At 64.8% G+C, this 12,183-nt stretch carries 8 protein-coding genes; 6 read left to right on the top strand and 2 right to left on the bottom strand.

The features are described from left to right. Nucleotides 1-240 precede the first annotated feature (240 nt). From JNB89_RS02335 to JNB89_RS02310, 6 genes are all read left to right on the top strand, one after another. Nucleotides 241-531: a hypothetical protein gene (locus JNB89_RS02335; RefSeq protein ID WP_013341578.1), complete on the top strand. Its 291-nt coding sequence runs from the start codon at nucleotides 241-243 to the stop codon at nucleotides 529-531. Between the two features lie 112 nt (nucleotides 532-643). Continuing rightward, nucleotides 644-2,215 (top strand): efflux transporter outer membrane subunit, encoded by a 1,572-nt coding sequence (locus JNB89_RS02330; RefSeq protein WP_220361101.1) that lies wholly within the window; start codon nucleotides 644-646, stop codon nucleotides 2,213-2,215. Between the two features lie 19 nt (nucleotides 2,216-2,234). Further along, nucleotides 2,235-3,383 carry an efflux RND transporter periplasmic adaptor subunit gene (locus JNB89_RS02325; RefSeq protein WP_220361100.1) on the top strand — a complete coding sequence of 383 codons (1,149 nt, stop codon included), beginning with the start codon at nucleotides 2,235-2,237 and terminating at the stop codon, nucleotides 3,381-3,383. Continuing rightward, complete coding sequence (locus JNB89_RS02320; protein ID WP_220361099.1) at nucleotides 3,380-6,511, top strand: efflux RND transporter permease subunit; 3,132 nt, start codon at nucleotides 3,380-3,382, stop codon at nucleotides 6,509-6,511. Before JNB89_RS02325 ends, JNB89_RS02320 begins: the two co-directional genes overlap by 4 nt. 17 nt (nucleotides 6,512-6,528) lie before the next feature. Continuing rightward, nucleotides 6,529-7,242: a response regulator gene (locus JNB89_RS02315; protein WP_218741364.1), complete on the top strand. Its 714-nt coding sequence runs from the start codon at nucleotides 6,529-6,531 to the stop codon at nucleotides 7,240-7,242. Continuing rightward, the gene (locus JNB89_RS02310) at nucleotides 7,239-8,627 is read left to right on the top strand and encodes an ATP-binding protein (protein ID WP_220361098.1); all 1,389 of its coding nucleotides are present in this window, start codon (nucleotides 7,239-7,241) and stop codon (nucleotides 8,625-8,627) included. The genes JNB89_RS02315 and JNB89_RS02310 overlap by 4 nt, the downstream gene beginning before the upstream one ends. A 54-nt stretch (nucleotides 8,628-8,681) precedes the next feature. Here JNB89_RS02310 and JNB89_RS02305 read toward each other — a convergent pair whose 3' ends face one another. Beyond that, entirely contained in the window at nucleotides 8,682-8,948 is a 267-nt protein-coding gene (locus tag JNB89_RS02305) for a hypothetical protein (protein WP_013341572.1), read from the bottom strand. Between the two features lie 278 nt (nucleotides 8,949-9,226). Then, nucleotides 9,227-11,884, bottom strand: coding sequence for a hybrid sensor histidine kinase/response regulator (locus tag JNB89_RS02300; RefSeq protein ID WP_220361097.1), 2,658 nt, complete (start codon nucleotides 11,882-11,884; stop codon nucleotides 9,227-9,229). Between the last annotated feature and the right edge of the window lie 299 nt (nucleotides 11,885-12,183).

Below are 12,183 nucleotides of genomic sequence, written 5' to 3'. Positions count from 1 at the left end.
GAATTCACCAGGCGTTCTCGCCGTCGCCATGTCCTATCCTCCAGCAAGGGCAATTGCGGCGGCCGCAGCATAGGTGGCGCGGCGTCCGGCGCTTGGGGCGGCAGGCGGCCGCTTCATGACATCGGGCGACATCATTCTGCAATTGCCTTGCGGCAGCGCTTCCACAAGAATTCGACCTGTCATCGGACGGATCGCGGCACCCGCAGGCGGCGCTCGGTGGCTCTATGTAAGGAGTCGGTCATGAAAAAATTGCTCGCTGCCATCCTGCTGTGCTGCGCAACCACCGTCACGTTCGCGCAGGCGGCTCCCCAAGGCGCCAACCCGCAGCGCGTCCAGCGCATGGTTGCGCAACTGCAATCGCGGTTTGCGAACGCCAACACCACGCACGACGGCAAGCTCACGAAAGAGCAGGCCGCGGCCGGCATGCCGATGGTGGCAAGCCACTTCGACGAGATCGACACGCAAAAGGCCGGCTACGTCACGCTGCCGCAGATCGAGGAATTCATGCGCGAGCGCGCGGCCACGCGCTAAGCCGAGCAGTGTGCGCGCGTTGGCAGCATGCCGGCGTCGCCCGCAACCTTGTCCTCGTCGAATCACTTACTGAGCCCTTCAAGCCCCCAAGCCCCCACGCCCCCCACGCGCAATGAAACCTGCCACGTCCCGCCGCTTGCGTCTTGCGCGTGCATCGATCGTCGTGTCGATGAGCGCGGCGCTCGCCGCCTGCATGAGCGTGGGACCGGATTTCGCGGAGCCTGAGCTCACGCTGGAAAAGCAGTGGCTGGAGAGCCTGCCGCCGCTCGCACAGGCTGCGCCCCCCGCGCAGGCCGCATGGTGGAAGGCGTTCAACGACCCGGTGCTGAGCGCGCTCGAAGAGCGGGCCTATCAGCGCAATCTGTCATTGCAGGTCGCGGGTTTGCACATCTTCAAGGCGCGCGCGCAGCTTGCAATCAGCGCGGAGAATCTTCTGCCGCAAACGGGCAGCGTGTCGGTCGGCGCAAACCATATCAATACGAGCGGCGTCGGGCCTTTGCCGCCGACGCATTTATGGGCCGAGCATTTTCATGCGAATGCCGGCTGGGAACTGGATTTCTGGGGCAAATACCGCCGGCAGATCGAAGCCGATCGCGCTCAGTTGCGCGTGTCCGAAGCGGCTTACGATAACGCGCTGGTGTCCATGTTCGCCGATGTCGCCAACGCATACATCGACCTGCGCGCGCTCGAGCAGCGCATCGTGGTGGCGCAGCAGAATCTCAAGTCGGTACAGGACAGCCTCGCGCTCACGCAGGCGCGCTACAAGCGCGGCGCGTCGAGCCAGCTCGACGTCGAACAGGCCGCCACGCTGGTCGCCGAAACCGAGGCGCAGATTCCGCCGCTCATCAAGGCGCGCGCGCAGGATCGCGACACGCTCGCGGTGCTGCTTGCCGATCCGCCCGACGCCGTCGACGCGCAACTGAAGGGCCGCAGCGCAATTCCAGTCGCGCCGACGCAGATCGACGTGGGTATTCCGGCCGATCTGCTGCGCCGCCGCCCCGACGTGCGCGAGGCCGCGCTCAATGCCGCGGCGCAGTCGGCATTGATCGGCGCGGCGAAGGCGAAGCTGTATCCGTCGCTGTCGTTGACGGGGCTCTTCGGTTTGTCGTCCGGCGAACAGCATGGCATTGGACTATCGCAGTGGGGCAGCAAGACGATCGGGCTCTTTTCGGCGGGCATTTCGCTGCCCATCTTCGACCGGGGGCAACTGAAGAACGCGGTGCGCATTCAGGACGCGTCGTTTCAGGAGGCGGTGCTCGATTATCAGAACACCGTATTGCAGGCGCAGAAAGAAGTGGAGGACGCCATTGCGGCGCTGCGCACGTCGCTGGATGCGCTCGCCGCCTCCGTGCGTGCGTCCGACGCTTCGCAGCGCGCGTTGCGGCTTGCCAACGCGCAGTATCGCTCGGGCTCCGTCACGTACGACTCGGTGCTCGACGCATCGCGCTCGGCATTGCGCGATGGCGACGCGCTCGCGCAAAACCAGGGCATCGCCGCGCTCGCGGCGGTGTCGCTGTATCGCGCGCTCGGCGGCGGCTGGGAAGTCGCGCAGGGCCAGCAGGTGGTGAGCGAACGGATTGCCGAAGAGATGGCGCGGCGCACGGACTGGGGCCGTCTGCTCAATCCGCCAGCCGGGTCAGCGTTGGCGCGCGCGGGCGCGGACTCGCGGCCTGACGGCAAATGACAGCGCGGGGAATAACAACATGGCCAGACGAACCGGAACAAGCGGGTGGAGCGCAAATGCGAGGCGGCACGAAACGCCGCGAAGCCTTGCGTATCGGATGCCGCTGCGAGCGCTGTCCGCGCTCGCACTGCTCGCGGTCTTGAGCGGCTGCCACGAAAGCAACGCGCCTGCCGCGCAGAATGCGCCGTTGCCGCAAGTCAGCGTGATGCGGCCCGAGCCGCGCGAAGTGCGCGAGCAACTCGATCTGATGGGCAGCGTCGCGCCTTCGGCGACCGTTACGCTGGTTGCGCGCGTGCAGGGCGTGCTCAAGCAGATCGGCTTCACGGACGGCGCGAACGTCAGGCAAGGGCAACTGCTGTTTCGCATCGAACCGGACACGTACCGCGCACAGCTCGTCTACGATCAGGCGGCGCTCGATAACGCGGAACAGGAACTCACGCGTCAGAAACAGCTAACGTCGGACAACGCCACCTCGGAGTCGTCGCTGCAAAAGGCGCAGACCACGCGCGACCAGGCGCTCGCGAAACGCGACATGTCGCGCATCAATCTCGGTTATACGGAGATACGCGCGCCGTTTGCGGGCCGCATTGGCGCACGCGCTTTCGACGTCGGCAATGTGGTGGGCGCATCGGACTCCACGAGGCTCGCCACGCTCGACCGCATTCAACCGGTGTATGTGAACTTCACGCTGAACGAACGCGACGCGAACCGCATCGGCCTGTTCACGCAAGCGCCGCATACCGTGCAGGTGAACCTGCCGGGCGCGCCACCGCAGCAGGCTCAGGACGCGGCGCTGGAGTTCGTCGATACGCGGGTGGACCCCGCCAGCGGCGCGATCAAGCTGCGTGCCGATATCGCCAATCGCGACAGTCGATTGATTCCAGGCATGTCGGTAGAGGTGCACATCCCGGCGAGCGCGCCGCAAAACGTGCTGCTCGTGCCGGATACCGCGTTGCTGCGCGAGCAGGCCGGCGCCTCGGTGCTGGTCGTGAATGCGGCCAACGTGATCGAGAAACGCGGGGTGACGACCGGCGGTCTGTACGGTTCGCTGCGCGCGATCACAGCGGGCCTCGCGGCGACGGACCGCGTGGTGACGGGCGGGGGTCTCGCGGTGGCGCCCGGCATCAAGGTACAGACAGTAGACGCCGCCGTGCAGGGTCGCTCATGATCCGCTTTTTCGTCGAGCGCCCGGTATTTGCCAATGTGATTGCGCTGATCGTGATGCTGCTCGGCGCGGTTGCGCTAGTCAACCTGCCGGTCGCGCAATATCCGCCGATCACGCCGCCCACCGTACAGGTCGTCGCGCACTTTCCTGGCGCGAGCGCAGCGACGGTGATCGACCGCGTGGCGTTGCCGATCGAAACGCAGGTCAACGGCGTGGAAAACGCGCTGTACATGCAGTCCACCAGCACCAACGACGGCACCTACACGCTCACGGTCACGTTCGCGGTGGGCACCGACGTCGACAAGGCGCAAGTGCTCGTGCAGAACCGTGTGTCCGCCGCCACCGCGCAGTTGCCGCAAGCGGTGCAGCAGCAGGGCGTGACCGTCAGAAAGCGCTCCACCGCGATTTTGCAGCTGTATACGCTGCAATCGCCGGACCCAAAATACGATTCGCTGTTCCTCAGCAACTATGCCGTGATTTATCTGCGCGACACGCTCGCGCGTTTGCCGGGTGTCGGCGACGTCACCGTGTTCGGCACAGGGCAGTACAGCATGCGCGTCTGGCTCGACCCGCAAAAACTCAGCGAGCGCAACCTGAGCGCCGCGGACGTCATGCAGGCCATTCAAAGCCAGAGCAAGGACGTGAGCGCGGGCCAGCTCGGTTCGGAGCCGAACGCGGGCGGCCAGGCGTTCCAGCTCACGGTGAGCATGCGCGGCGCGCTCTCCACGCCGCGGGAATTCGACGACATTATCGTCAAGGCCGATTCGAACGACGGCGGCCATTTCGTGCGCATTCGCGATGTCGGCCATACGGAGCTCGGCTCGTCGAGCTACAGCCAGTTCTTCAATCTGGACGGCAAGCCGGCGGCAGGCATCGCAATCTATCAGTTACCCGAAGCAAATGCGCTGGAAGTCGGCAATGCGGTGAAGGCCACCATGGCGCGCCTCGCGAAAGACATGCCAAAGGGCGTCACCTACCAATTGCCGTTCGATACCACGACCTTCGTGCGGCAGTCCGTGATCGACGTGTACAAGACGCTCTTTGAAGCGGCGTTGCTCGTGCTGGCGGTGATTCTGCTGTTTTTGCAGAACTGGCGCGCGATGCTGGTGCCGGCCACCACGATACCCGTCACCATCATCGGCACGTTCGGCGCGATCTATATGATGGGCTTCTCGATCAACCTGCTGACGCTCTTTGCGATTGTGCTCGCCATCGGCATTGTCGTGGACGATGCGATCGTCGTCGTCGAGGGCATCACGCAGCATATCGAGCAGGGCAAGACGCCGAAGCAGGCTGCCATCGACGCGATGCACGAACTGCTCGGACCGATTGTCGGTATCACGCTGGTGCTGGTGTCGGTGTTCCTGCCTTCGGCGTTTCTTGGCGGCGTGACCGGGCAGATGTACCGGCAGTTCGCTCTCGTGGTGGTCGCGACCACCGTGATCAGCGCGATCAATGCGGTGACGCTCAAGCCGGTGCAGAGCGTGCGCTGGCTGCGGCACCAGCGGCCAGGCAAGCCGAACGTGGTGTACCGCGGGTTCGACCGCGCTTATGCACGCGTCGAAAAGGGCTATGCGAGCGTGGTGTCGTGGTTCGTAGCGCGCTGCAAGCTCGCGCTCGTCATCGCACTGGTACTCGGCGCAGCGTCCGCCTATTTGCTGACGCGCGTGCCGACCAGCTTCATTCCGCTCGAGGACCAGGGCTACATGCTGATTGCCGCGCAAATTGCCGATGCCGCGTCACTTCGCCGAACCCGCGAGGCGAGCACGCAGATCGAGAAGCGCATCGGCGCAATTCCGGGCGTGAGCCACGTGGTGTCGATCGGCGGTATTTCGCCGCTCGATAACAATGCGTCGTTGGCGAACGCCGCGCTCATCTACGTGACGCTCGACGACTGGAGCAAGCGCGGCAAAGGCGAGGACCTGCGCTCGCTATACCTGCGCATGAACAGCGAACTGGCGAAACTGCCGGACGTGCGCGCGGTGGTGATCGTGCCGCCGCCTATCCAGGGGCTCGGCAACAGCGCAGGCGTGCAGATGCAGGTCATGCTGACCGACGGCTCGCAGAACTATCAACGCCTGCAAAGCGCAACGGATGCGCTGATTGCGAGTATGTCGAAACGCCCCGAGTTGCAGCGTGTTTTCAGTCCGTTCCGTGCTGCGGTGCCGACTGTCGAACTAACGCTGGACCGCGCGAAGGCAGAGTCGCTGCAAGTGCCGGTCGGCAATGTGTTCGATCTGCTGCAGGACTACGTCGGGTCGAGCTATGTCAATCAGTTCACCACGTTCAACCATACCTTCCCTGTATTCGTGCAGGCGGACGGCACGTTTCGCCGCGAGACCGACGACATTCGCCGCTTGCAAATCCGCAGCAACAGCGGCCATATGGTCGAGCTGGGGACCTTCATCGACGCACGCACGAGCGTTGGGCCCGCGGTCGCATCGCTCTACAACCTGGCGCCGGCGGCGGCCATCAACGGTAATCCGGCAAGCGGCTACAGCACGGGTGACGCGATTCGCGCGTTCGAACAGGAAGCGGCGCGCATTCTGCCGACGGGCGTAGGCTATGAATGGACCGCGATGTCGTATCAGGAGAAGCTGGTGGGCAATTCCGCATACTGGGTGTTCGCGGTCGGCGTGCTGCTCGTGTTCTGCGTGCTCGCCGCGCAATACGAGAGCTGGCTGCTGCCGGTCGCGGTGGTGCTCGCGGTGCCGCTCGCGCTGTTGGGCACGGCGGGCACGCTCGCCTTGCTCGGCGCGGCGAACAATCTGTACACTCAGATCGGTCTCGTGCTGCTCATCGCCTTGTCCGCGAAGAATGCCATTCTGATCGTGGAGTTCGCACGGCATCTGCGTTTGCAAGGCGTGGACATCCCACAGGCGGCTATCGAGGCGGCACGGTTGCGGTTCCGGCCGATCATGATGACCTCGTTCGCGTTCATACTGGGTGTCGTGCCGCTCGTGATAGCAACCGGCGCGAGTGCGAGCGCGCGCCGCTCGCTCGGCATTGCGGTGTTCTCCGGCATGCTCGCCTCCACCTGCATCGCGGTGCTGTTCATCCCATCGTTCTACGTGCTGTTGCAGCGCATTGCCGAACGGCAGGCCGCGCGCAAGGCGCAACAGAAAGCCTGAAAACAGGGAGTTTTTGCATGGACCGGCCCGCAAAGATCATTGTTCTCGACGATGAAATCGAGCTGCGCAACATGCTGCAGCGTTTCTTGCGGGGGCACGGCTTCGACGTGCGGGCCGCGGAAGACAGCAAGCGCCTCGACCGTTATCTCGAACGCGAACCGTTCGACCTGCTGGTGCTCGATCTGATGATCGGCGAAGAAGACGGACTCGCGATCTGCTCGCGGCTGCGCGCACAAGGCCAGACCTTGCCGATTCTCATGCTGACCGCCAAAGGCGACCCGCTCGACAAAGTGCTCGGCCTGGAGACCGGGGCCGACGACTACCTCGCCAAGCCGTTTCTGCCGCGCGAACTGGTCGCGCGAATCAACGCGCTGTTGCGGCGCCAGAAAATCGCTTCAGGGGATGTCACGGTGACTTCGCAGTGCGTGCGCTTTGGGGAATTCACGCTGGATGTCGGCAAGCAGCAACTCACGCGCGGCGGCGCGCTGCTCGACATCCATTCAGCGCAAATGTTGCTGCTGGTTGCGCTTGCGTCGTCGCCGAACCGGCCGGTGAGCCGCGACAATCTGCTCGCGCGGGCGCGTGGCCGCGATCACGACGCGCTCGATCGCAGCATAGACGTGCAGGTGCTGCGCCTGCGGCAGATCATCGAGGACGATCCGTCCAAGCCGCGCTTTATCAAGACAGTGTGGGGCGTAGGTTACATGCTGATCGCGGACGTCGGCTCATGAGGCGCCCGCTGTTGCGCAGCCTGCTGCCGCGCACGCTGCTCGCGCGCAATATCGCGTTGCTGATCGCGCTTGTCATGCTGAGCCAGGTGTGTTCGCTCGGCGTGTTGCTGCATTACGTGCAGCGCCCGCGTGTGGAGCGCGCGGCCGCAGTGTTCGCCACCTACGTGAAGACACTCGACGATCTGTTGCAGACCACGCCCAACGCCGCGCGCGATGCGCTAACCGCGCGCCTCTACGCACATGCGCAGCTTCCTGACAGCGCGCGAACAGAGCCGCCGCCAGGTTTGATGCACGCATATCGCAGCTATCAACGCAAAGTGTTCCTCGAAAGCTTGCGCACGCATCTTCCCGCCGACATGGAAGCGCGCTGGCAGACCGAGGGCGGACAGCGGCTCTGGATTCGCATGCACGCGCCCGTCGGCGCCGCGGCACCTTCCGCACCATACTGGATCGCGCTGCCGATTCCCGAAGACGCACAAGGCAACGGCCTCGACGCGGCCATTCTGTTGTCGCTCGCTCTGGCGGCGCTCGCGGCCTTGACCGGCTATGCGATCCAGCTTCACCTGAGCCGGCCGCTTCAGGAGCTGACCGATGCGGCACGGCGCCTGAGTGCCGGTGAAACGCCGCCGCCGCTGCCGACCGACGGACCCGTGGAAATAGCCGCGGTAAGCAGCGCGTTCAACCAGATGACGCAGGCATTGCAGCAGGCGGAGGCGACGCGCGCGCTCATGCTCGCCGGCATATCGCACGACATTCGCACGCCGCTCACCAAGCTTCGCCTTTCGATGGCTATGGCGATGCCCGAGAGCAGCGACAGCAGTTTCGTGGTGGCAGCGGAGTCGTATCTGGATCAGATCGAAACCATCTTGCAGCAGTTCATGGATTACGCAGGCAGCGGCGAACGCGAGCCTGCCGAGCCCGGCAATCTGAATGCGCTGATAGAGCGGCTTGCCGGCGATTTCGCGGGGCTCGGTCATGAGTTCGAGCTGTCGCTCGCGCGCCTGCCGCTCGTCGACTATCGGCCGGTGAGCATGATGCGGCTCCTGATGAATCTGATGCAGAACGCCATCGTCTACGGCGGCAGCGGGCTTGCGGTGCGCAGTTGGGCAAGCGGCGAGTTCGTATATGTGGCGGTTGGCGACCGGGGCAAGGGCTTATCGGCGGAAGAGCTCGAGCAGCTCAAGGCGCCGTTCCAGCGCGGGCCGAATGCGCGCTCGCATAGCGGCGGCACGGGGCTGGGGCTTGCGATTGTCGAGCGGATTGCGCGGCTGCACGGCGGGAGGGTGGAGTTTCATGCCCGCGCAGGCGGTGGACTGGAAGTGTGGGTGGTGCTGCCGGCGAAAGCCGGATCATTCGCGCATGTGGCAAACGGCGGGCACCAGTAAGGCGTTGCGGCGAGGGCGCGAACGCCACAGCGCAAAACTACGGCCTTGCGGGCGTCACTGGCGATCGAGCCACGCATCCAGCCCCACGCGGAACGCGACGCCCGCAATCACCGGCACGGTCAGCATCAGGATGATGCCGAAGTTCGGAATCTGATCGCCATAGACGATGGGCTGATACAGCACGACGCCCGCGACAATCGCGAAGACGATTACACCGACGGCTACCATCAGAACATTACGCACGGTAATGGATAGCTCTTTGCGCCTCGCTTTCGCGGGGCTCGGGCTCGCGGCGGGGGCGGGATCGTGTTGGGCAGGCATGATGGATCTCGTGACAAAAAAGCGGTGCACAGTAAGGCGCGCATTCAAGCGCCGCTACGGAGACTGCTGCAACTGCTGCAACCAGCGCAACGGCAACGACGGGCAACATGTGCGGCAACAACGGCACAGCCGCAACAAAAGCGCACGCCAGCATCATACCAGGGGCCACGCGTGCAACGCATTGCGCGCCGCTGTGATCGCGTCGACATCAACCAATATATGCCGCATTCCGGCCTGCTGTGCCGGAAAGTGCACGTGAACCAAGCGCGCACGCAGCGTCAGGACGCGGCTTCGATCGGATCGACCCAGCGCGCAAGTTCATGCCGCAACTGCGCGAGGTCGAACGGCTTGCCCAGTATCCGCGCGCCGGGAATGCCCTCGCCGATGGACGCATGCGCGCCGTAGCCGGATACCAGCAAGACATGCACGTCCGGCTGCGCGTGCAGCACCGCGCGCGCCAGGTTGTCGCCCGACATGCCGGGCAGCGTAATGTCCGTGCAGAGTATGTCGTAGCGTTGCGCCGGCACGAGCGGCAGCGCTTCTTCGGCGCTGCCGACGGATGTACAGTCGAGCCCCAGCGTGCCGAGCAGGAGGCTTAGCGCCTCGCGCGAATCGGCGTCGTCCTCGACCAGCAGCACGTGGGCCGGTGCGCGCGTGGGCGCGGCTTGCGGCGCCGCCTCGCGCTGAAGCTCGCGCTCGCCCGTCACTTCGCTGTCGTTCATCTCACTGCGTGGCGGGTCGTACGCGACGCTCGGCACGCAGGCGGCGATTTCCCTGTCGGTCATCTTGCCGACCGACGCGGCGCCGGCAGCCGGCGCACGCGCGGCGCGCAGCACGCCGCGCACCTTGCGCGCGAGGTCGTCGCGGCGATACGGTTTGGACAGCAGCGTGATGCCAGCGTCGAGCTTGCCATGATGGACGATCTCGTCGCGCGTATAGCCCGACGTGAACAGCGTCGGCACGGCCGGCGAGCGTGCCGCGGCGCGTCGCGCCAGTTCGACGCTTTTTATCTTGCCGGGCATCACCACGTCGGTGAACAACAGATCGATCGGCACGTCGCTGTGAATGAACTCGAGTGCCGCGTCGCCGCTCGACGCAGTCAGCACCTTGTAGCCGAGCTGCACGAGCATTTCGACGGCGGTCAGGCGCACGTCCGCGTCGTCTTCGACCACCAGCACCGTTTCGCCGCCGCCCCCGGGCGCGCTGGTCTCGTCCGGGGGTTCGGCGGTTTCCGGCTCGCAACAGCGCGGGAAAAACAGCGACACCGTCGTGCCATGTCCCACCGTGCTTTCTATCAGTGTATGGCCGCCGCTTTGCCTCACGAAACCGAACACCATGCTCAGACCCAGGCCGGTGCCATGCCCGTGCGGTTTGGTCGTGAAGAACGGTTCGAACACGTGCTCGAGCACTTCGGGCGGCATGCCCGCGCCGGTATCCGTGACCGAAAAGACCACGTATTCGCCCGGCGTAAGCTCGGGCTTGTCGCTGCAAAAGGCCGCATCGAGCACGCGGTTCGCGGCGCACACGGTCAGCGTGCCGTCGGTTTTCATCGCGTCGCGTGCATTGATGGCCAGATTGAGCAGCGCGTTTTCGAGCTGATTCCGATCGACCTGCACGTGCCACAGGTTATCGCTCAACACGGTTTCTATCCGCACGGTTTCGCCGAGCGCGCGATGCAGCATCTCGCTCATGCCGGCAAGCAGGCGGCGCGGGTTGAGCACGGTGGGCGAGAGCGGCTGGCGCCGGGCGAACGCGAGCAGATGCGCGGCGAGTTTCGCGCCGCGCTTGACCGCCTCCGTTGCCGCCGACAAACGGCGTAACGTGGCCGGGTTGTCGCCCGCGTCGGCGGCCATCATCTGCAGATTGCCGTTGATTACTTGCAGCACGTTATTGAAGTCGTGCGCGACGCCGCCCGTCAAGCTGCCGATCGCTTCCATTTTCTGCGCCTGACGTAACTGTTCTTCAGCGATTGCGCGTGCGGCGACCGCATCGGCAACGCGCTGCTCGAGCGTCTCGGTCAACTGGCGCAGCGACTGCTCGGCGATCTTGCGCTCGTGAATGTCGATCAGCACCGCGGGAAAGCGGGTGGGCTGGCCGTGTTCGTCGAACTCGCACCGGCCATTTGCCTGTACCCATACGTACGCGCCGTCGGGCCGGCGAATGCGGTACTCCGCGCGAAACGGCCTGCCTGGTTGCAGCGCCTCGCTGCGCAAACGTTCAAGCAACGATTGATCGTCAGGATGAATCATCCGCGTCGCGGCGCTGTGATCGACGCCTCGGGCGGCTTCTTCCACGGAGAAAGAGAAGGTGCGCGCAAAACGCTCGTCACCGGTGATCTTGCCGGTCTGCATGTCGGCGACGCAGGTGCCCAGCACGGCGCCGGTATTGAGCGCGAGTTGCAGGCGTTCGTTGGTTTCGTGCAGATCGGCTTCGGCGCGTTGGCGCCAGCGTTCGGTCAACACGCGCTCGGTCGTCTCTACCACGACGGCCAGCACGCCCGCGGGCGCGCCGCTGTCGTCGGCGACCGGGCTGTAGTACAGGTCCATCCACACGTCTTCGGGCTTGCCCTCGCGCAGCAAGACGAGTTCCTTGTCGCGATACGAGAGCGTGCCGCCGGCGAGGCAGGTTTGCATCACATGACGATTGAAGTCCGCGACTTCGGGCCAGCCTCGTTCGACCGGGCAACCAAGCAGATAAGGATGCCGCCCGCCGGCGAAAACCGCGTATGCGTCGTTGTAAATCATGTAGCCGGATTTGCCCCACAGCAGCACGAGCGGCACTGGCGAAGCGAGCAGCAACTGCACCGTGGCGGTCAGACTGCGAGGCCAATCCGCAATTGCGCCGATACCGGTGGCCGACCAGTCGAATTCACCGATGCGCCGCGCCATCTCGCCGCTCCAGCCGGGGCAGCCGTGATCGTGTGCCGGAAAGGGCATGCTGCGCTCCACGAGATCGCGTTGTTGAGTGGGGTCTCCAGTCTGCCGCTTCATATGGTCCGCGTAAAGGGCGGACAGGCGATGCATGCGGATTAGTTGTGCACGCACCGGGACGCGCGCAACTTTTACCTCTGCGGATCGCGGGCTGGCTTGCGCGAGCGGCAATAAACGCTGCACACGTCCTTACAGAATCCTTCAGAGGAAAGCGCTGACGTTAGCTTGAAGGCGCGTTGCCTGCGTGCCGATGAAAGCGCCGCAATGCCGGCGCATAATCGGTGGCCCGCCCGGGTCGTGAGGAA

It is taken from the genome of Paraburkholderia phenoliruptrix (genome assembly GCF_019511605.1).
Classification (GTDB): Bacteria; Pseudomonadota; Gammaproteobacteria; order Burkholderiales; family Burkholderiaceae; genus Paraburkholderia; species Paraburkholderia phenoliruptrix_A.
Note: the sequence above shows the minus strand (reverse complement) of the source record. Positions and strands in the feature narration are given on the sequence as shown.

Excerpts from the sequence above, each read along its gene's own strand:
- JNB89_RS02335 (WP_013341578.1), top strand. The coding sequence starts at position 241 with ATGAAAAAATTGCTCGCTGCCATCCTGCTGTGCTGCGCAACCACCGTC.
- JNB89_RS02330 (WP_220361101.1), top strand. The coding sequence starts at position 644 with ATGAAACCTGCCACGTCCCGCCGCTTGCGTCTTGCGCGTGCATCGATC.
- JNB89_RS02325 (WP_220361100.1), top strand. The coding sequence starts at position 2,235 with ATGGCCAGACGAACCGGAACAAGCGGGTGGAGCGCAAATGCGAGGCGG.
- JNB89_RS02320 (WP_220361099.1), top strand. The coding sequence starts at position 3,380 with ATGATCCGCTTTTTCGTCGAGCGCCCGGTATTTGCCAATGTGATTGCG.
- JNB89_RS02315 (WP_218741364.1), top strand. The coding sequence starts at position 6,529 with ATGGACCGGCCCGCAAAGATCATTGTTCTCGACGATGAAATCGAGCTG.
- JNB89_RS02310 (WP_220361098.1), top strand. The coding sequence starts at position 7,239 with ATGAGGCGCCCGCTGTTGCGCAGCCTGCTGCCGCGCACGCTGCTCGCG.
- JNB89_RS02305 (WP_013341572.1), bottom strand. The coding sequence starts at position 8,948 with ATGCCTGCCCAACACGATCCCGCCCCCGCCGCGAGCCCGAGCCCCGCG.
- JNB89_RS02300 (WP_220361097.1), bottom strand. The coding sequence starts at position 11,884 with ATGCCCTTTCCGGCACACGATCACGGCTGCCCCGGCTGGAGCGGCGAG.